The following is a 20240-nucleotide window of genomic DNA, read 5'->3' on the forward strand; positions in this document are numbered from 1 at the left end:
CCATGTCGGCTGTACGCGGGTCCACCCCGCGACCGGGCCGGGGCCGTCCCGCCGGCCCGGGACCGTACGACGCGGAGGCTTGTGTGCAGACCCCGGAGCCGCTCGGCGGCACCCGCCCCACCAGCCGGGACGTCGCCCGGGTCGCGGGCGTCTCCCAGGCCACCGTCTCCCTCGTGCTCGGCGACAAGTGGCGCGGCCGTGTGTCGGAACGCACCGCCGGGGCGGTGCGGGAGGCAGCCCGGGGGCTCGGCTACCGGCCCAACCTCGCCGCCCGCAACCTCCGGCTCGGCCGCACCAGGACCGCGCTCCTCGTCGTGCCGGCCCTCACCAACGAGTTCTTCGCCCGGGTCTACACCGGTGCCGCCACGGTCGCCGCCCGGCACGGCTTCGGCGTGGTGCTCTACCCCTCCCCCGACGGCGTCGGTCCCGCCAGGGACCCCTTCGCCTCCGCCCGGGCCGCCCTCGACGGCGTCATCGCCTCCTCGATGGCCTCGGACGCCCTCAAGGCCTTCCGGGGCACCGACCTGCCCCTGGTGATGCTCGACAGCGACCCCGCCGACAGCGCCGCGGCCGCCCACGTCAACCTGGACATCGCGGACGGCATGCGCCAGGTCACCGGGCACCTGCTCGCCCTCGGCCACCGGCGGTTCGTCCACCTCGCCTCCGCCGTGCCCTCCTGGACCTTCGACGTCCGGGCCGCCGCGCTCGCCGGGGCCCTCGCCGGGGTGTCGGTACGGACCGTCCGGGCGCCCCTGGACGTGCACGGCGCCATGGCCGCCACCGAGCTCGCCCTCGCCGCCCCCGGCCCGCGGCCCACCGCCGTGGTGTGCGACGACGACATCCTCGCCGCCGGCGCCTGCAAGGCCCTGCGGCGGCTGGGGCTGCGCGTCCCCGAGGACGTCTCGGTCACCGGCTTCGACGACCTGGCGCTCGCCACCGCCGTCGAACCCGAGCTGACCACCGTCGCGCTGCCCGCCGAGCGCATCGGGGAGCGGGGCATGGCGGCCCTCCTCGCCGTTCTGGCGGGCGAACCCGCCCAGCCGGACGAACTCCCCGTCAGCCTGGTCCCGCGCGGCTCCTCGGGCCCCGCGCCGGTCACGAGCCCCTGAGCCCTCCGGAGACGGCACGGAGACCGGCGGGCGCTCCTGAACGGCGCAGGGCCCCGGTGCGCTGGTGCGCACCGGGGCCCTGCGGGCGAACCGGGGCCTACTCCTCGGGAGCCTCGTCCGAGGGCTCGTCCGTCTTCGTCACCGCCGCGTTGTCCGCCTGGAGGAGGCGGGAGAGCTGACGGCCGACGATCCGCTTGAACTTGCGCTGCTGCGGGCGCGTACGGTCCAGGACCGCGACCTCCAGGCGCTCCGCGGGGATCTCCCGCTCGCTGCCGTTGGTGTCCCGCGACAGGGCCTGTACGGCCAGCTTCAGGGCCTCGGCGAGGGACATGCCGTCCCGGTGCCGCTGGTCCAGGAAGGTGCTGATCTGCTCCGCGTTGCCGCCGACCGCGACCGAGCCGTGCTCGTCGACGATCGAGCCGTCGTGGGGCAGCCGGTAGATCTGGTCGCCCGCGGACTCGGTGCCGACCTCGGCGACGACCAGCTCCACCTCGTACGGCTTCTCCCCCGCGCTGGAGAAGATCGTGCCCAGGGTCTGGGCGTAGACGTTGGCCAGGCCGCGCGCGGTGACGTCGTCCCGGTCGTAGGTGTAGCCGCGCAGGTCGGCGTAGCGCACGCCGCCGATGCGGAGGTTCTCGTACTCGTTGTACTTGCCGGCGGCCGCGAAGCCGATCCGGTCGTAGATCTCGCTGAACTTGTGCAGTGCGCGCGAGGGGTTCTCGCCGACGAAGACGATTCCGTCGGTGTACTGGAGGACGACAAGGCTGCGGCCTCGGGCGATGCCCTTGCGGGCGTACTCCGCCCGGTCGGCCATGGCCTGCTGGGGTGAGACGTAGAACGGAGTGGACACCGGCGGTCCGTCCCTTTCTTCTGGGCTTCTACAGGGCGACGAGTGGTCAGAGCAGGGCGGCGCGCGGCCCGTCGGGCTGCTCGAGACGCCGCTCGGTGACCGATCGGGCCAGCCCCGAGGACTCGGCCTCGGTGAGCCTGCGGTAGCCCTCCTCCGTGATGACGGTGACGATCGGGAAGATCCGGCGGGCCATGTCCGGGCCGCCGGTCGCCGAGTCGTCGTCGGCCGCGTCGTAGAGCGCCTGCACGACCAGCGTGGTGGCCTCCTGCTCGCTCAGGTCGGCTCGGTAGAGCTTCTTCATCGACCCGCGCGCGAAGATCGAGCCGGAGCCGGTGGCGGCGTACCCGTGCTCCTCGGAGCGGCCGCCGGTCACGTCGTAGGAGAAGATGCGGCCCTTCTCCTTGGCCTCGTCCCAGCCCGCGAAGAGCGGCACGACGGCCAGTCCCTGCATGGCCATGCCGAGGTTGCCGCGGATCATGGTGGAGAGGCGGTTCGCCTTGCCCTCCAGGGAGAGCGTGACGCCCTCCACCTTCTCGAAGTGCTCCAGCTCCAGCTGGAACAGCTTGACCATCTCCACGGCGAGACCGGCGGTGCCGGCGATGCCCACGGCGGAGAACTCGTCGGCGGGGAAGACCTTCTCGATGTCCCGCTGCGCGATCATGTTGCCCATGGTGGCCCGCCGGTCACCGGCGAGCACGACCCCGCCGGGGAACGTGGCCGCCACGATGGTCGTCCCGTGGGGGGCCTGGACGATCCCCTCGGGAAGCTCCCTGCCGCCCGGCAGCTGCCCCGGCGAGTGGTCCGCCAGAAAGTCGATGAACGAGGACGAGCCCGGCGTCAGGAAGGCCGCCGGCAGACGCCCGGTGCTACGAGGGTTGGCTTCCACGCGATTCCTTCCGGGTGGGAGAGTCGGCCCGCCGTGGGAAGCGCCGGCCGATCTTGGTTGCTGTGCACGGACCTTACCCGTGCCACCGCTTGTCATCCGTCCCCGGACCCACGGCTTTCGCCGGGGCTCCGGGGACGGAGGACGACAGGCGCGTGAAGCGGCTACTCGCCGCCCTTCTGCACGAAGGAACGCACGAAGTCCTCGGCGTTCTCCTCGAGGACGTCGTCGATCTCGTCGAGGACGGAGTCCACGTCCTCGCTCAGCTTCTCCTGGCGTTCCTGGAGGTCGGAGCTCGCCTCCGTGGTGGTCTCCTCGACCTCCTCCGTGGAACGCGTCGCCTTCTGCTGTCCGCCGCCGGTGTCCTTGGTCGCCATATCCCTCACCCCGCTCGAAATCGGCCCGCTCGGTTGAGTCCGTACAAGATCAGACCTTATAGGTCGGGTCTGACTTCGGCCCCGCAGTTTCCACAACGCCCGGGCACTGTTTCCATGATTCCCAGTGCCGGGGTATTTCAGGCCCGTGTCGGGCCCCCGATCATCCGCCGGAGAGCACGCGGACCAGTTCCTCCGCGGTCCGGCAGCGGTCCAGGAGCGACTTCACGTGGGCCTTGGTGCCGCGCAGCGGCTCCAGGGTGGGGACGCGCTGGAGCGAGTCCCGGCCGGGCAGGTCGAAGATCACCGAGTCCCAGGAGGCCGCGGCGACGTCGTCGGCGTACTGCTCCAGGCACCGGCCCCGGAAATAGGCCCTGGTGTCCTCGGGAGGCGCCGTCTCGGCCCGCTCCACCGCCGGCTCGTCCAGGAGCCGCTTCATGCGCCCACGGGCCACCAGACGGTTGTAGAGGCCCTTCTCGGGGCGTACGTCCGCGTACTGGAGGTCCACGAGGTGCAGTCGGGCGGCGTCCCACTCCAGGCCGTCCCGGCGCCGGTAGCCCTCCATGAGTTCCCGCTTGGCGATCCAGTCCAGCTCGCCGGCGAGGCTCATGGGGTTGTTCTCGAGCCGGTTGAGGGTGTCCTCCCAGCGGAGCAGGACGTCCTTGGTCTGCTCGTCCGCGTCCGCGCCGTACCGCTCTTCCACGTACTTCCTGGCCAGCTCGAAGTACTCCATCTGGAGCTGCACCGCGGTCAGCGTGCGGCCGCTGCGGAGCGTGACCAGGTACTGGAGGGTCGGGTCGTGCGAGACCTGGTGGAGGGTGCGTACGGGCTGGTCGACGGCGAGGTCCACGGTGATGAACCCGTCCTCGATCATCGAGAGCACCAGCGCGGTGGTGCCCAGCTTGAGGTAGGTCGAGATCTCCGAGAGGTTGGCGTCGCCGATGATCACGTGCAGGCGGCGGTACCTCTCGGCGTCCGCGTGGGGCTCGTCCCGGGTGTTGATGATGGGCCGCTTGAGGGTGGTCTCCAGGCCCACCTCGACCTCGAAGTAGTCGGCGCGCTGGCTGATCTGGAAGCCGTGCTCCCGGCCGTCCTGGCCGATGCCGACCCGTCCCGCGCCGGTCACGACCTGGCGGGAGACGAAGAAGGGGGTCAGGTGGCGCACGATGTCCGAGAAGGGGGTCTCCCGCTTCATCAGGTAGTTCTCGTGCGTGCCGTAGGAGGCGCCCTTGTTGTCGGTGTTGTTCTTGTAGAGGTGGATGGGCTGGGCCCCGGGGAGCTGGGCGGCGCGCACGGCCGCCTCCGCCATGATCCGTTCGCCGGCCTTGTCCCAGAGGACGGCGTCGCGCGGGTTGGTGACCTCGGGCGAGCTGTACTCGGGGTGGGCGTGGTCCACGTAGAGGCGGGCCCCGTTGGTGAGGATCACGTTGGCGAGGCCGATGTCCTCGTCGGTGAGCTGGCTGGAGTCGGCGACCTCGCGGGCGAGGTCGAAGCCGCGGGCGTCCCGCAGCGGGTTCTCCTCCTCGAAGTCCCAGCGGGCGCGGCGCGCCCGGTGCATCGCCGCCGCGTAGGCGTTGACGATCTGGGACGAGGTGAGCATGGCATTGGCGTTCGGGTGTCCCGGGACGGAGATCCCGTACTCCGTCTCGATGCCCATTACTCGCCGTACGGTCATGCGGCCCTCCTTGCCCGGCGTCGCTCACAGTGCGCGACTCGGCGTTACCGAAGAGCCTAGAGCGGCTCCGCGCTGGTGGGGAGATCGGTTGCGTATTTCCCTGCGGTGCCGGGGGAAATGCTGGATGGAATGCGTCGGCTGCGGATGCCCGGTTTCCGGACATCCGCAGCCGGGGGCGTTTTACAGGTACTGACCGGTATTGGCCACCGTGTCGATGGAGCGTCCGGTGTCCGCGCCCTGCTTTCCGGTGACGAGCGTGCGGATGAACACGATCCGCTCGCCCTTCTTTCCGGAGATCCGGGCCCAGTCGTCGGGGTTGGTGGTGTTGGGCAGGTCCTCGTTCTCCTTGAACTCGTCCACGCAGGCCTGGAGGAGGTGGGAGACCCGGATGCCCTTCTGGTTGTGGTCGAGGAAGGCCTTGATGGCCATCTTCTTGGCCCGGTCGACGATGTTCTGGATCATCGCGCCGGAGTTGAAGTCCTTGAAGTAGAGGACTTCCTTGTCGCCGTTGGCGTACGTGACTTCGAGGAAGCGGTTCTCCTCGGATTCGGCGTACATCTGCTCGACGACGGACTGGATCATTCCGTGGGCGGCGGCGGCCTTGGAGCCGCTGTGCTCGGAGATGTCGTCGGAGTGCAGCGGCAGGGTGGCGGTGAGGTACTTCGCGAAGATGTCCTTGGCGGCCTCCGCGTCCGGACGCTCGATCTTGATCTTGACGTCGAGCCGGCCGGGGCGCAGGATCGCGGGGTCGATCATGTCCTCGCGGTTGGAGGCGCCGATGACGATGACGTTCTCCAGGCCCTCCACACCGTCGATCTCGGCGAGCAGCTGGGGGACGATGGTGTTCTCCACGTCCGAGCTGACACCGGAGCCGCGGGTGCGGAAGAGGGATTCCATCTCGTCGAAGAAGACGATGACGGGGGTGCCCTCGCTCGCCTTCTCCCGGGCACGCTGGAAGACGAGGCGGATGTGCCGCTCGGTCTCACCGACGTACTTGTTGAGGAGCTCGGGGCCCTTGATGTTGAGGAAGTAGGACTTCCCCGCGGGCTGGCCGGTGACCTCGGCGACCTTCTTGGCCAGGGAGTTGGCCACGGCCTTGGCGATCAGCGTCTTGCCGCAGCCGGGCGGGCCGTAGAGCAGGATGCCCTTGGGCGGCCGCAGTTCGTGCTCCTTGAAGAGGTCCGGGTGGAGGTACGGGAGCTCGACCGCGTCGCGGATCAGCTCGATCTGGTTGCCCAGACCGCCGATCTTCTCGTAGTCGACGTCCGGGACCTCTTCCAGAACGAGCTCTTCGACCTCGCTCTTGGGGACCACTTCGTAGACGTAGCCGGACCTGGAGTCGAGCAGCAGGGCGTCGCCGGGGCGGATGGTGACGTCCAGCAGAGGCTCGGCGAGCCTCACCACCCGCTCCTCGTCGGTGTGCCCGACCACCAGGGCGCGCTCGCCGTCCTCGAGGATCTCCTTGAGGGTGACGATGTCCCCGGCGCGCTCGTACTCCATGGCCTCGACCACGTTGAGCGCCTCGTTGAGCATGACTTCCTGGCCGCGCTTGAGCTCGTCGAGCTCGATGCTCGGGCTGACGTTCACCCGGAGCTTGCGGCCCCCGGTGAAGATGTCGCACGTGCCGTCCTCGTTGGCCTGCAGGAAGACACCGAAGCCGGCCGGCGGCTGTGCGAGCCGGTCGACCTCCTCCTTGAGGGCCACGATCTGGTCGCGGGCCTCACGGAGCGTGTTCGCCAGTCGTTCGTTCTGCGCGGACACGCCGGCCAGGCTGGTCTGCAGCTCGACGATCCGCTCTTCGAGAATCCTCGTGTGTCGCGGAGAGTCGGCGAGCTTGCGGCGCAGGACGGCGATTTCCTGCTCGAGATAGGCAACCTGACCGGCGGGGTCCTCAGACCCTCGCCCCGGCCGGATGCCGCGGTTGATGTCGTCGTCGTGGGCTGCCACGGTCCTCACCTCCTCCAAGGGGAGCTGGACGCTTCCTGACCCTACCTGCGTGGGTGGTGATTGAAACCCCTAGATCAAAAAGACTCCGAGGTGTGTCCGATCTTCACCCTTGCGCTTGTTCCCTCGCCAGGGGAATACCCACCCTTCACGGCTTGAATGCGGGCGGTTGTATCGTCGTCTTGGGCCAACACCCGTCGGAGGCGGCCCGACTTACCCGCGAGAAGCAGAACGAGACGCAGGAACGGCAGGAGATATGACCGTGCAGCACGAGGCTCCGTCCACGGGCGCCGAAGAGGCGCTGGAGGTCTGGATCGACCAGGACCTGTGCACCGGGGACGGTATCTGCGCGCAGTACGCTCCCGAGGTCTTCGAGCTGGACATCGACGGGCTCGCTTATGTGAAGAGCGCCGACGACGAGCTCCTTCAGGACACCGGTGCGACGACCCCGGTCCCGCTGACGCTGCTCCAGGACGTGGTGGACTCCGCGAAGGAGTGCCCGGGCGACTGCATCCATGTGCGTCGGGTCACGGACAAGGTCGAGGTGTACGGCCCCGACGCCGACTGACGGGTCAGGCGCCGCGCGCCTCGGCCTGTGCGGAGCGGACGAAGGCGCCGCCCTGCCAGCGCCAGGCGACCTGCTCCTTCTCGTCCGGGCAGCAGCGGGGCACGTCGGGGGACGAGTAGCCGAGCAGGGTCGCGAGGACGGCTCCGTCGCGTACGGCGAGTTCGGCGACGCTCCGGTGCAGCTCGGGCGCGACGAGGGTGGCGACCACGCGCGCGGGTGCTCCCTCCGCCTTGCTCCGGGTGAGGACGTAGACGCCGCTCGGCGGGGTTCCGGAGCCGGCTTCGCAGTGCACGACCGCAACGGTCTCGGGGTTCTTGTCCCCGTCGAGGTCCCCGGTGACCCGCTTGGCGACCGTACGGGGCCCTCCCCCGCAGTCCAGGGGGTAGTCGGCTCCGGCGGCCTCGGGGGCGGGTGCGGGGCGCGGCGCGGCGGCCGGGGTGGCGGTGGCTCCGGCGGGGCCGGGCTGGAGCAGGCCCGCGAGGGCGACGACCGCGGCGGTCGCGGTGGCGGTGGCCAGCCAGTGGGACGGCCGGGCCAGGGTGTGTGCGAGGTCCGCGAGGTCCGGGGCGGCGGAGGGCTGCACGCGAGACGTCTCCTGTGGGGGTGGTGCGGCGGGGGTTTCGGGGCATCGTGCCACACGTCACAGGGGGACGGAACCGCTGGGTCGGCCTCGTGGGCGGGTGCGGGCGTCCTTCGAACATGAGGACGCCGCCGTCGAGTTCCCTCCCGGGGGCGGGAACTCGACGGCGGCGTGCCGTGGATGTCGGGACGTCAGCCCTTGTTGGGGCCTTCGTAGTCCTCGCCGTAGGCACCCTTGGCGGGGCGGCGGCGGCGCATCGGGGGCTCGACCCCGTCCGCGAGGCGACGGGCGGTGACGAGGAAGCCGGTGTGGCCGATCATGCGGTGATCGGGGCGGACGGCGAGGCCCTCGACGTGCCAGTTGCGGATCATGGATTCCCAGGGCTGCGGCTCGGCGTAGCAGCCGAACTCGCGGATGGACTCCACGGTGCGGGCGAGCTGGGTGGTGGTCGCCACGTAGCAGCAGAGGATGCCGCCGGGGACGAGCGCCTTGGAGACGGCCTCCAGGCACTCCCAGGGGGCGAGCATGTCCAGGATGACGCGGTCGACGTCGGTGTCGGACAGGTTGTCCTGGAGGTCGCCGACGGTCAGCTGCCACGCGGGGTGCGGGCCGCCGAAGTAGCGTTCGACGTTGCCCTTCGCGATCTCGGCGAAGTCCTCGCGGCGCTCGTAGGAGTGCAGCATGCCGCTGTCCCCGATGGCGCGGAGGAGGAAGCTGCTCAGCGAGCCCGAGCCCACCCCGGCCTCCACGACGCGTGCGCCGGGGAAGATGTCGGCGAAGGCCAGGATCTGCCCCGCGTCCTTGGGGTAGACCACGGCGGCGCCGCGGGGCATGGACAGGACGTAGTCGGGGAGCAGGGGGCGCAGCGCGAGGTAGGCGACGTTTCCGGTGGTGCGGACAACGCTGCCCTCGGGGGCGCCGATCAGTTCGTCGTGCGGGAAAGAACCCTTGTGGGTGTGGAAGTTCTTTCCCTCTTCGAGCGTGAACGTGTAGTGACGGCCCTTGGGGTCGGTCAGCTGAACCTGGTCCCCGACCTTGAAGGGCCCGCGTCGGCGGGCGGCACCGGTCGGTTCGGACATGTGAGCACCTTATCAAGGGCTTCCTCGCCTCCGGCCCGCCCGCGTCGGCGGGCGGGCGGCCGGGGCGCGGTGTGCCGGGGTCACGTGCCGGGTCGTGCCATGGCCTTCACGAAGGCGCGCTCGACGTCGGTGGTGGCGAGGACTCCGTAGATCTCGCCGGTCTCCTCGACGACCAGGTACTCGGTGGCGGGGCTGGCGCGGAGGTGGTCGAGGAGGGGCTGGCCGGTGAGCTCGGCGGGGACGCGCATGCCGTCGGCGAGGTCCTGGGTGAGGGTGCTGACGGCGACCCAGGGGCGGCGGTGCTGGGGGACGGCGGCGATGGCGGCCTCGCGGACGATGCCGGTGGGGTCGCCGAGGCCGTCGACGACGACGAGGGCGCGGGCGCCCGCGTCGTTGGCGCGGCGGAGGGCCTCGGAGAGGGGGGTGGTGGGTTCGACGGGGATGGCGCGGCGGGTGAGGCTGCGGGCGCGGAGCTCGGGCAGGTGTTCGCGCAGCCGGGCCATGCGGAGGCTGTTGCCGGCGCCGGTCCAGATGATGGCGGCGAGGATCGCGGCGAGCAGGGCGTCGGTGACGGTGTTGAGGCCGCTGATGTCGTCGGTGGAGTTGCCGAGGAGCCCGGTGCGGGTGAGCAGGGGCAGGCCGATGAGGACGAGGACGGCGAGGGCGCGGCCGACCCAGGCGGCGGCGATGGTGCCGCTCATGGGCTTGCCGGTGATCTTCCAGACGACGGCGCGGAGCATGCGGCCGCCGTCGAGGGGGAGCCCGGGCAGCAGGTTGAAGATCGCGACGATGAGGTTGGAGATCATCAGGCCGGCGAGGAGGACGCCGGGGACGGTGCCGGGTTCGACGGCGTACATCGAGAGATAGAACACGCCGGCGAGGACGAGGGAGAGGAGGGGCCCGACGAAGGCGAGGACGAATTCGCGGCCGGGGGTCTCGGTCTCCTTCTCGATCTCGGAGACGCCGCCGAAGAACTGGAGCTGGATGCGGCGCACCGGGAGCTTGAAGCGGAGCGCGGCGATGGTGTGGGCCAGTTCGTGGACGAGTACGGAGGCGTAGAAGGCGACGGCGAAGAAGAGGGAGACGAGGTAGCGGGCGGCGCCGAGTTCGGGCAGGACGCGTTCGATCTGGTCGCCGAAGACCCAGGTGATGAGGGCGGCGACGAGGAACCAGCTGGGGGCGACGTAGACGGGCACTCCGAAGGGCCGGCCCATGAGGATCCCGCCGCCGGGATCCTCGGTCCGCTGCGGCTTGGGCTCGTCCTGGTTCACGGGTTCCTTTCGTCGCGAGGTGTGACCCACGTCGGTGTGTCACGGTTCGATCATGCAGTGCGACGGGGTCCCGGGTCGATGGTATTCCGCTCGCTGTCGGTGGCGGGTCGTAGGGTCTTCGTCATGAGTACGAGCGAGCAGGTGCCGGCGGAGCCCCGGGCGCCCATGTCGTTGTCGCCGTCGCGGGCGAGCGATTTCATGCAGTGTCCGCTGCTGTACCGGTTCCGGGTGATCGACCGGCTGCCGGAGAAGCCGAGTGCGGCGGCGACGCGGGGCACTCTGGTGCACGCGGTGCTCGAGCGGCTCTTCGACGATCCGGCGGTGGAGCGGACGGCTCCGCGGGCGCGGGGGATGGTTCCCGGCCAGTGGGACCGGCTCCTGGAGTCGAAGCCGGAGCTGGGCGAGCTGTTCGCGGAGGATCCGGACGGGGAGCGGCTCGCGGGCTGGCTGGGTGAGGCGGAGCGGCTGGTCGAGCGGTGGTTCACGCTGGAGGATCCGACGCGGCTGGAGCCGGCGGAGCGTGAGCTGTTCGTGGAGACGGAGCTGGATTCGGGGCTGCGGCTGCGCGGGGTGATCGACCGGATCGATGTGGCGCCCTCGGGTGAGGTGCGGATCGTCGACTACAAGACGGGCAAGGCTCCGCGGCCGGAGTACCGGGACGGCGCGCTGTTCCAGATGACGTTCTACGCGCTGGTGGTGTGGCGGCTGCGGCAGGTGATCCCGCGGCGGCTGCAGCTGGTGTACCTGGGCAGTGGTGAGGTGCTGACGTACGACCCGGTGGAGGCGGATCTGCTGCGGGTGGAGCGGAAGCTGCACGCGCTGTGGGAGGCGATCCGGCTGGCGACGGAGACGGGGGACTGGCGGCCGCGGCCGACGAAGCTGTGCGGCTGGTGCGACCATCAGGCGGTCTGTCCGGAGTTCGGGGGGACTCCCCCGGTCTATCCGCTGAAGATCGTTTCCGCGCGCCCGCCGGAGTCGGACGATTCGGGTCAGGGCAGAATGGACCCGGCCCCGTCGGCACCGTAGTGCCGGCGACCTCGTGAGTCCGGTCCCGTGAAGGAGCCCTTGTGACGATCCGCGTCCTCTTGGTCGACGATCAGCCGCTGTTGCGCACCGGCTTCCGGATGATTCTGGAGGCGGAGCAGGACATCGCGGTGGTGGGTGAGGCCGGTGACGGTCTCCAGGCGCAGGACCAGGTGCGGGCGTTGCAGCCGGACGTGGTGCTGATGGACATCCGGATGCCGCGGATGGACGGGGTGGAGGCGACCCGGCAGATCACGGGTCCGGGTCGGGACGGCCCGGCGAAGGTGCTGGTGCTGACGACGTTCGATCTCGACGAGTACGTGGTGGAGGCGTTGCGCGCGGGGGCGAGCGGTTTCCTCCTGAAGGACGCCCCGGCGAACGAGCTGGTGCAGGCGATCCGGGTGGTGGCGGCCGGTGAGGCGATGCTGGCGCCGTCGATCACGCGTCGGCTGCTCGACAAGTACTCGGCGCATCTGCCGACGGGCGAGGAGCAGATGCCGGACACGCTGAGCACGCTGACGGATCGCGAGGTCGAGGTGCTGAAGCTGGTGGCGCGGGGTCTGTCGAACGCGGAGATCGCGGCGGACCTGTTCGTGAGCGAGACGACGGTGAAGACGCACGTGGGTCATGTGCTGACGAAGCTGGGCCTGCGGGACCGGGTGCAGGCCGCGGTGTACGCGTACGAGAGCGGTCTGGTGCGGCCGGGCGCGGCCGGGCAGTAGCCCGTCGGGGGTACGAGAAGGGCCCGGTGCGCGGAGGCGTGCCGGGCCCTTCTCGTCGTGGGGGTGTGTCTGCCCTCGCGGGCGGGTGCGTCAGCCCTTGCGGATCTCCCAGAAGCGGAAGACGGTCGAGGCGTCGAGGGTCCATTCGAGGCCGGTGACGTCGTCGCGGGCGACGGCGTACTGCTTGCCCTGCCAGAGCGGGAGGAGGGGCAGCTGCTCGGCGACGATGTCCTGGATCCGGCCGTACTCGTCGGCGGTGCCGGCGCGGTCCGGGGCGGCGGCCGTCTTGGGCAGGAGGCTGCCGGTGATGGTGGTGTTCTCGTAGTGGTTGCCGAGGACGTTGCCCTCGCCGAAGAAGGGGGCGGTGAAGTTGTCGGCGTCGGGGTAGTCGGGGACCCAGCCCTTGACGTAGACGCCGTACTTGCCGGCCGCGATGTCCTTCTCGTACTGGTCGTAGGCGACGGACTTGACGTCGGCTTCGAAGAGGCCGCTCGCGTTGAGCTGCTCGGCGATGGCCTTGAGTTCCTGGTCGGTGGAGGGGCCGTAGCGGCTGGGGGTGGACCAGAGGGTGAGCTTGACCGTGCCGGTGACGCCGTCGGCGCGCAGGGCCTTCTTCGCCTTGGCCTTGTCGGGGGTGCCGTAGGTGTCGTAGAAGGCGGTGTTGTGTCCGGCGATGCCGGCCGGGACGATCGAGTACAGCGGCGTGGCCGTGGACTTGTAGACGCCTTCGACGAGGGCCTCGCGGTTGACGAGGTGGGCGATGGCCTGGCGTACGCCGAGCTTGCCGGCGATCGGGTCCTTCATGTTGAAGACGAGGTGCTGGACCTCGGCGCTGCTGCCCTGGACGACCTCGATGCCCTTGTCGTCCGTGGTGTCGGAGGATTCGAGGGCGGCGATGTCCTCGGCGGAGAGGCCTCGGTAGGCGACGTCTATCTGTCCGTCGGTGAGGGCCTTGGAGAGGGCGGCGCGGTCGCCGTTGTAGAGCTTGAGGGTGACGGCGTCGTTCTTGGGCCGTGCGGTGCCCCGGTAGCCGGCGTTGGCGGAGAAGCCGGCCTCGGAGTCGCTGAGGGAGTCCAGCTTGTAGGGGCCGGAGCCGGTGGCCTTGCCGTCGGTGCGCAGGGCGTCGGCGGGGTAGTCGCGGTGGTCGACGATGGAGCCGGCGCCGGAGGCGATCTTGCTGGGGAAGGTGGCGTCGGGGACCTTGAGGCGGAAGACGACGGTCTTCTCGTCCGGGGTGTCGATGGTGTCGATGGTGGAGAGCAGTGGCGCCGGGCCCGCGGGGTCGGCGATCTTGATGGCCCGCTCGAAGGAGTACTTGACGTCCTTCGAGGTGAGCTTGTTGCCGTTGGAGAAGGTGAGGCCGTCCCGCAGGGTGCAGGTGTAGACCTTGCTGCCGGCGGAGAAGCCGCACTTGTCGGCGGCCTCGGGCTCGGGCTCGGAGCCGCCCTTGGGGAAGGCGAGCAGGGACTGGAAGACGTTGTTGAACAGCAGCCAGGAGCCGGGGTCGTAGCCGGCCGCCGGGTCGGTGGCGAGGATCTCGTCGGACATGCCGACGCGTACGCCGTCGCCCGAGCCGCCCGAGCCTCCCTGCTCGGTGCCGCAGCCGCTGAGCAGGGCGGTGGCGAGGCCCGCGGCGAGCGGGGCGGTCAGCCACTTGTTGTGCGTCTTCACAGAACGTGCCTCGTGATCTCTTGTCAGGCCGGCCGCGCGCGGGTGCGAGGCCGGTGTAACCGATCCAGTCGACGGGGTTATGCGGTACCGCGGCCCAGTTCCCAGAGGAGGAGGTCGGAGGACGTGTTGAGGGCGTACTCGACTCCGTTGAGGTCGTCGCGGGCGGCGACGTACTGCTTGCCCTGCCACAGGGGCAGGACGGGTACGTCCTGGGCGACGATCTTCTGGATCTGGTTGAAGACGGGGCCGGCGGCGGTGCGGTCGGCCTGGCGGCGCGAGCGCGGGATGAGCTGGTCGCGGACGACCTTGTTCACGTACGGGGTGTTGAGGAAGTTGTCGCTGTCCAGGAACGGCGCGATGTAGTTGTCCGGGTCCGGGTAGTCCGGGAACCAGCCGAGACCGTAGACGGCGTAGTCGCCGCGCTTCTGGGCGGTGCGGAAGGTGGACCACTCGGCGCCCTGGACGGAGGCGTCGAAGAGACCGCTGGCGACGAGCTGCTTCCTGAGCGCCTCGAACTCCTGGGCGGTCTCGGCGCCGTAGTGGTCGGTGGTGTAGTTGAGCGTCATCTTGACCGGGGTCTCGACGCCGGCGTCCTTGAGGAGCTTGGCGGCGCGGTCGTGGTCGGGCTCGCCGTACTCGTCGAAGAAGGGGGTGGCGTGGCCGGTGATGCTGGAGGGGATCAGCGAGTAGAGCGGCTCGGCGGTGGGGCCGTAGACGAGGTTGACGAGGGCGCCCCGGTCGACGACGGCGGCCATGGCCTGGCGGACGGCCTTCTCCTGGACGGCGGGGGCCTTGGTGTTGAAGCCGAGGTAGCGGATCTCCAGGCCGGGGACCTCGACGACCTCGATGCCGTCCTTGGGGGTCTCGGTGAGGTTCTTGATCTGCTTCCGGGACAGGGAGCGGGCCATCATGTCGATGTCGTCGCTCTCCAGGGCCTCGCCCATGGTGTCGGCGTCGGCGTAGGGGCGGAGCTCGACCTTGTCGTTGCGCAGCGTGATGTCGCCCTTGTAGGCGGGGTTCTTGGTGAAGACGAAGCGGGTGGCCTTCTCGCCCTCGCGCTCGACCTTCATGGTGTACGGGCCCGAGCCGTCGACGTCGAAGCCCTCGCGGAGCTCTCCGGCGGCGTACTTGTCCTTGCTGAGGATGCCGGCGACCGGGGTGGAGAGCTTGTACGGGAAGGTGGCGTCGGGGGTCTTCAGGTGGAAGACGACCTCGTCGGTGCCCTTGGTCTCGATCGTGTCGATGTTCGAGAGGAGGGCGGCCGTGCCGTTGTCCGACTTGATCTTCATGACGCGCTCGATGGAGTACTTGACGTCCTCGGCCGTGATCGGGGTGCCGTCGGCGAAGGTGAGTCCGGAGCGGAGCTTGCAGCGGTAGCTCTCGCTGGCCTTGTCGGAGAATCCGCAGCTCTGGGCGGCCTCGGGGACGGGCTCGCCGCCGTCGCGGGGCACGTGCATCAGGGTCTGGACGGTCTGTCGCAGGATGTTCCAGGCACCGGTGTCGTAGGCGAAGGCCGGGTCGAGCGGTGCGGGGGCGTCCGCGGTGGCGATGAACTGGTCCGTGGTGCCGACGACGATCGCTCCACCGTCCTCCGCTCCGCCACAGGCGGCGAGCAGGGGGGCGAGCAGTCCGGCCACGGCCGGGAGCACCAGGGTCTTGCGGTTCATCAGGGACGATCTCCTCATCCGGCACTGGGATACAGCGGTCAGTGGAACTCCGCCGCCGGCCGCCCGGTCGGGGCGGGAGCGATCGGGCCGGGTGTTGCGATCGGTCCTGTGTTCGCGGCGACTTCGGTGGGTGCGCCGTTGCACGCGGTTATGCGGCGAAGTACTCGCGAAAGATTAGTGGGCGGCGTCGCTATTGCCGGACCACCGGCCGCCGCGGGGGTAATCGCACAGTGATCATGAATACGGGGCCTTCGATAACCATGCGTCGGATGATGCGGACGGTGGCGAGCGAATCAGGACACATGGGGGCGCCGAAACGTGCCCTTTTCGGGCAGGGACACAACGGAGGCCACCCACCGTCCGGCACTCTGCGTGACCAAGGTCACGCGGGGGCCTTTTCGGCGAATGGCCTGATCGTTTTCCCCTGGTGAAAGCGCATTCCGCCGGGGGAAGCTCAGAAAAACCTCAGATGCCGGTGATCAATGTGCGGAGGAAGGGCACGTCGACCTCTTCGAGGGAGCGCACGACGACCCGGCCCGGGGAGGGGGCGATCGGCGCCACGGAGGGCACCGCGACGACCCGGCAGCCCGCCGCCTCGGCGGCCGCGACACCGGTCGCGGTGTCCTCGACGACGGCACAGAGCGCGGGGTCGGCCCCGACGCCCTGGGCGGCCGTCAGGTACGGCTCGGGGTGCGGCTTGGTCCGTACGACCTCGTCCCCGGCGACCGTGAGCGTGAAGCGATCACGGCCGAGCGAGTGGAGGACCCGGTCGATGATCCGGCGGTGCGAGGCGGAGACCAGGGCGGTCGGGATGTTGTGCGCGGCCAGCTCGGCGAGGAGCCGCTCGGCGCCCGGCATCAGCGGCACTCCGCGCGCGATGCGCTGCTCGAACTTCTCGTTGAGCAGGACCGTCAGCTCGGCGAGGGTGATGTCGGCGCCGGTGGACTCGATGAGGTAACCGGCGCTGCGGGTCATGGGGCCGCCGACGACGACGTCCCGCCAGGCCTCGTCCAGCCGGTGACCGAGGTCGGCGAAGGCCTCGACCTCCGCGTCCCACCAGAAGCCCTCCGTGTCGACAAGGGTCCCGTCCATGTCGAGGAAGACCGCCTGCAGGGCGGAGCTTCCGTTCGTACGGAACAGGGACGCGGGGACCGTACTGGTCATCCGGCACACCTCCATGGAGGGACGAGAAGGCCGGCCCCCCTCCCCGGTACGGGGAGGAAGACCGGCCTGCACTGGACCGACCAGTGTACGTCCCGATGACCGGGAAAGCGCGGATTCATCTCCGGGCGGTCACCGAGCGTTGAAGTACTTCGCCTCGGGGTGATGGATCACGATCGCGTCGGTGGACTGCTCGGGGTGGAGCTGGAACTCCTCCGACAGGTGCACGCCGATCCGCTCGGGACGCAGCAGCTCCGCGATCTTCGCGCGGTCCTCCAGGTCGGGGCAGGCGCCGTAGCCGAGGGAGAAGCGCGCGCCGCGGTACTTGAGCGCGAACATGTCCTCCACGTCGGCCGGGTCCTCGCCGCCGAAGCCCAGCTCGGCGCGGACGCGCGCGTGCCAGTACTCGGCGAGGGCCTCGGCGAGCTGCACGGAGAGGCCGTGCAGCTCCAGGTAGTCCCGGTAGGAGTCGGAGGCGAAGAGCTCGGCCGTGGCCTCGCCGATCCGGGAGCCGACGGTGACGACCTGGAGGCCGACGACATCGGTCTCGCCGGACTCCTCGGGGCGGAAGAAGTCCGCGAGGCAGAGGCGGCGGCCCCGGCGCTGGCGCGGGAAGGTGAAGCGGGTCCGCTCGTTGCCGGCGTCGTCCAGGATGATCAGGTCGTCGCCCTTGGAGACGCACGGGAAGTAGCCGTGGACGACGGCCGCCTCCAGGAGGTTCTCCGTGTGGAGGCGCTCCAGCCAGCCGCGCAGCCGGGGCCGGCCCTCGGTCTCGACGAGCTCCTCGTACGAGGGTCCGTCACCGGCCCGGTTCTGCTTGAGGCCCCACTGGCCCTTGAAGAGGGCGCCCTCGTCGAGCCAGGACGCGTAGTCCTTCAGCGGGATGCCCTTGACGACCCGGGTGTCCCAGAACGGCGGAGTCGGCACCGGGTTGTCGACGGAGACGTCGGAGCGGCCGCCGGGCTCCGGCTCGGAGACCTGGAGGGCGGTGGCGGGCTGCTTGGCGACCCGGCGCTGCTTGAGCGGGGGCAGTTCGACGCCGGGGACTCCGCGCTTGACGGCCACGAGGGCGTCCATGAGGCGCAGGCCCTCGAAGGCGTCGCGGGCGTAGCGGACCTCGCCCTGGTAGATCTCGTGGAGGTCCTGTTCGACGTAGGCCCTGGTGAGGGCGGCTCCGCCGAGGATCACGGGGTACTTGGCGGCCAGCTCGCGCTGGTTCAGCTCCTCCAGGTTCTCCTTCATGATCACGGTGGACTTCACGAGGAGGCCGGACATGCCGATGACGTCGGCCTTGTGCTCCTCGGCGGCCTCCAGGATCGCGGAGACGGGCTGCTTGATACCGATGTTGACGACGTTGTAGCCGTTGTTGGAGAGGATGATGTCGACGAGGTTCTTGCCGATGTCGTGGACGTCGCCGCGGACGGTGGCGAGGACGATCGTGCCCTTGCCGTCGGCGTCCGACTTCTCCATGTGCGGTTCCAGGTGGGCCACGGCCGTCTTCATGACCTCGGCGGACTGGAGCACGAACGGCAGCTGCATCTGGCCGGAGCCGAACAGCTCGCCCACCGTCTTCATGCCGTCGAGCAGGATCTCGTTGACGATCTCCAGAGCCGGCCGGACGGTCAGGGCCTCGTCGAGGTCGGCCTCCAGGCCGTTCTTCTCGCCGTCGATGATCCGGCGCTTGAGACGCTCGTCCAGCGGCAGGGCGAGCAGTTCCTCGGTCTTGCCGGCCTTCATCGACTTGGTGTTGACGCCCTCGAAGAGGGCCATCAGCTTCTGCAGCGGGTCGTAGCCCTCGGCGCGCCGGTCGTAGATGAGGTCGAGGGCGGTGGTGACCTGCTCGTCGTCGAAGCGGGCGATCGGCAGGATCTTCGAGGCGTGGACGATCGCCGAGTCGAGGCCGGCCTTGACGCACTCGTCGAGGAAGACGGAGTTCAGGAGGATGCGGGCGGCCGGGTTCAGACCGAAGGAGATGTTGGAGAGGCCCAGCGTGGTCTGGACGTCCGGGTGGCGGCGCTTCAGCTCGCGGATCGCCTCGATGGTGGCGATGCCGTCCTTGCGGGACTCCTCCTGACCGGTACAGATGGTGAAGGTCAGGGTGTCGATGAGGATGTCCGACTCGTGGATGCCCCAGTTGCCGGTGAGGTCGTCGATGAGCCGCTCGGCGATGGCCACCTTGTGCTCGACGGAGCGGGCCTGGCCCTCCTCGTCGATGGTGAGGGCGATGAGCGCGGCGCCGTGCTCCCGGGCGAGCCCGGTGACCTTGGCGAAGCGGGACTCGGGTCCGTCACCGTCCTCGTAGTTGACGGAGTTGATGACGGCCCGGCCGCCGAGCTTCTCCAGACCGGCCCGGATCACCTCCACCTCGGTGGAGTCCAGCACGATCGGCAGCGTCGACGCGGTGGCGAAGCGCCCCGCGAGCTCCTCCATGTCCGCGACGCCGTCGCGGCCCACGTAGTCCACGCAGAGGTCGAGCATGTGCGCGCCCTCGCGGATCTGGTCCCGCGCCATCTCGACGCAGTCGTCCCAGCGCGCGTCGAGCATGGCCTCGCGGAACTTCTTCGAGCCGTTGGCGTTGGTGCGCTCGCCGATCGCCATGTAGGCGGTGTCCTGGCGGAACGGCACGGTCTGGTAGAGCGAGGCGGCGCCGGGCTCGGGGCGCGGGTCGCGCTCGCCGGGGGTGAGGTCGCGGACGCGCTCGACGACCTGGCGCAGGTGCTCCGGGGTCGTACCGCAGCAGCCGCCGATGAGGGAGAGGCCGTACTCGCGGACGAAGGTCTCCTGGGCGTCGGCGAGCTCGGCGGGGCTGAGCGGGTAGTGGGCGCCGTCGGAGGTGAGGACGGGCAGGCCGGCGTTGGGCATGCAGGAGAGCGGGATGCGCGAGTGGCGGGCGAGGTAGCGGAGGTGCTCGCTCATCTCGGCGGGGCCGGTGGCGCAGTTCAGGCCGATCATGTCGATGCCGAGCGGCTCCAGGGCCGTGAGCGCGGCGCCGATCTCGGAGCCGAGGAGCATGGTGCCGGTGGTCTCGACGGTGACGGAGACGATGAGCGGTACGTCGGCGCCGAGGGCGTCGAGGGCGCGGCGGGCGCCGATGACGGAGGCCTTGGTCTGGAGGAGGTCCTGGGTGGTCTCGACGAGCAGGGCGTCGGATCCGCCGGCGAGGAGGCCTTCGGCGTTCTGCTGGTAGGCGTCGCGCAGCAGGGTGTAGGGGGCGTGGCCGAGGGTCGGGAGCTTCGTGCCGGGGCCGATGGAGCCGAGGACCCAGCGCTGGCGGCCGGTGGCGGCGGTGAACTCGTCGGCGACCTCGCGGGCGATGCGGGCGCCGGACTCGGAGAGCTCGTGGACGCGTCCGGGGATGTCGTATTCGGCCAGGGCGGCGTGGTTGGCGCCGAACGTGTTGGTCTCGACGCAGTCGACGCCGGCGGAGAAGTACTCCTGATGGACCGAACGGACGATGTCGGGCCGCGTGACGTTCAGGATCTCGTTGCATCCTTCGAGGTTCTGGAAGTCCTCGAGGGTGGGGTCCTGTGCCTGGAGCATGGTGCCCATGGCGCCGTCGGCGACGACGACTCGGCTGGCGAGCGCCTCGCGGAGGGCCGCTGCGCGGGTCCGGCTGTCGGCGGAAGGGGTCGGCAACGAGGCCATGGATGAGCTCCCAGGGGT

16 protein-coding genes are annotated in these 20240 nt (G+C 70.1%); 4 read left to right on the plus strand and 12 right to left on the minus strand.

Features of this window, described 5'->3' with window-relative positions:
* Positions 1–83: 83 nt before the first annotated feature.
* Positions 84–1109, plus strand: a complete 1026-nt coding sequence (locus ABT129_RS12045; protein ID WP_351899870.1) for a LacI family DNA-binding transcriptional regulator — start codon at positions 84–86, stop codon at positions 1107–1109.
* 97 nt (positions 1110–1206) lie between these two features.
* Here ABT129_RS12045 and prcA read toward each other — a convergent pair whose 3' ends face one another.
* The 5 genes from prcA to arc form a co-directional block, all read right to left on the minus strand.
* The gene (gene prcA, locus ABT129_RS12050; RefSeq protein WP_351899873.1) at positions 1207–1959 is read right to left on the minus strand and encodes a proteasome subunit alpha; all 753 of its coding nucleotides are present in this window, start codon (positions 1957–1959) and stop codon (positions 1207–1209) included.
* Positions 1960–2005: 46 nt separating this feature from the next.
* On the minus strand, positions 2006–2845 hold the full coding sequence (gene prcB / locus ABT129_RS12055) for a proteasome subunit beta (protein WP_351899874.1): 840 nt from the start codon (positions 2843–2845) through the stop codon (positions 2006–2008).
* A 161-nt stretch (positions 2846–3006) separates the two neighbouring features.
* A complete protein-coding gene (locus tag ABT129_RS12060; protein WP_030213091.1) occupies positions 3007–3219 on the minus strand; it encodes a ubiquitin-like protein Pup in 213 nt (70 codons plus the stop codon).
* 160 nt (positions 3220–3379) lie between these two features.
* The gene (dop, locus tag ABT129_RS12065; RefSeq protein WP_351899878.1) at positions 3380–4891 is read right to left on the minus strand and encodes a depupylase/deamidase Dop; all 1512 of its coding nucleotides are present in this window, start codon (positions 4889–4891) and stop codon (positions 3380–3382) included.
* Between the two features lie 180 nt (positions 4892–5071).
* Positions 5072–6838 carry a proteasome ATPase gene (arc, locus tag ABT129_RS12070; RefSeq protein ID WP_351899880.1) on the minus strand — a complete coding sequence of 589 codons (1767 nt, stop codon included), beginning with the start codon at positions 6836–6838 and terminating at the stop codon, positions 5072–5074.
* A gap of 253 nt (positions 6839–7091) precedes the next feature.
* Between arc and ABT129_RS12075 the strand changes: the two genes are divergently transcribed.
* The gene (locus tag ABT129_RS12075) at positions 7092–7403 is read left to right on the plus strand and encodes a ferredoxin (protein ID WP_351899882.1); all 312 of its coding nucleotides are present in this window, start codon (positions 7092–7094) and stop codon (positions 7401–7403) included.
* A gap of 4 nt (positions 7404–7407) precedes the next feature.
* On the opposite strand, the gene ABT129_RS12080 is transcribed toward ABT129_RS12075, so the two are convergent.
* The 3 genes from ABT129_RS12080 to ABT129_RS12090 form a co-directional block, all read right to left on the minus strand.
* Positions 7408–7986 carry a hypothetical protein gene (locus ABT129_RS12080; protein ID WP_351899884.1) on the minus strand — a complete coding sequence of 193 codons (579 nt, stop codon included), beginning with the start codon at positions 7984–7986 and terminating at the stop codon, positions 7408–7410.
* A 188-nt stretch (positions 7987–8174) separates the two neighbouring features.
* Positions 8175–9062 (minus strand): tRNA (adenine-N1)-methyltransferase, encoded by an 888-nt coding sequence (locus ABT129_RS12085; RefSeq protein ID WP_015032448.1) that lies wholly within the window; start codon positions 9060–9062, stop codon positions 8175–8177.
* Between the two features lie 80 nt (positions 9063–9142).
* On the minus strand, positions 9143–10276 hold the full coding sequence (locus tag ABT129_RS12090; RefSeq protein WP_351900130.1) for a site-2 protease family protein: 1134 nt from the start codon (positions 10274–10276) through the stop codon (positions 9143–9145).
* 180 nt (positions 10277–10456) lie between these two features.
* On the opposite strand from ABT129_RS12090, the gene ABT129_RS12095 reads away from it, so the two are divergent.
* Both ABT129_RS12095 and ABT129_RS12100 read left to right on the plus strand, forming a co-directional pair.
* Positions 10457–11359, plus strand: coding sequence for a RecB family exonuclease (locus tag ABT129_RS12095; protein ID WP_351899887.1), 903 nt, complete (start codon positions 10457–10459; stop codon positions 11357–11359).
* Between the two features lie 41 nt (positions 11360–11400).
* Positions 11401–12078: a response regulator gene (locus tag ABT129_RS12100; RefSeq protein WP_351899889.1), complete on the plus strand. Its 678-nt coding sequence runs from the start codon at positions 11401–11403 to the stop codon at positions 12076–12078.
* Positions 12079–12168: 90 nt separating this feature from the next.
* Here ABT129_RS12100 and ABT129_RS12105 read toward each other — a convergent pair whose 3' ends face one another.
* The 4 genes from ABT129_RS12105 to metH all read right to left on the minus strand — a co-directional run bounded on the left by ABT129_RS12105 (position 12169) and on the right by metH (position 20222).
* Complete coding sequence (locus ABT129_RS12105) at positions 12169–13749, minus strand: ABC transporter substrate-binding protein (RefSeq protein ID WP_351899891.1); 1581 nt, start codon at positions 13747–13749, stop codon at positions 12169–12171.
* 77 nt (positions 13750–13826) lie between these two features.
* Positions 13827–15416 (minus strand): ABC transporter substrate-binding protein, encoded by a 1590-nt coding sequence (locus ABT129_RS12110; protein ID WP_351899894.1) that lies wholly within the window; start codon positions 15414–15416, stop codon positions 13827–13829.
* 465 nt (positions 15417–15881) lie between these two features.
* Positions 15882–16580 (minus strand): HAD family hydrolase, encoded by a 699-nt coding sequence (locus ABT129_RS12115; RefSeq protein WP_351899896.1) that lies wholly within the window; start codon positions 16578–16580, stop codon positions 15882–15884.
* Positions 16581–16709: 129 nt separating this feature from the next.
* A complete protein-coding gene (metH, locus tag ABT129_RS12120) occupies positions 16710–20222 on the minus strand; it encodes a methionine synthase (protein WP_351899899.1) in 3513 nt (1170 codons plus the stop codon).
* Positions 20223–20240 lie beyond the last annotated feature (18 nt).

This window comes from Streptomyces sp. NPDC002057 (assembly GCF_040296665.1).
In the GTDB taxonomy this organism is placed as follows: Bacteria; Actinomycetota; Actinomycetes; order Streptomycetales; family Streptomycetaceae; genus Streptomyces.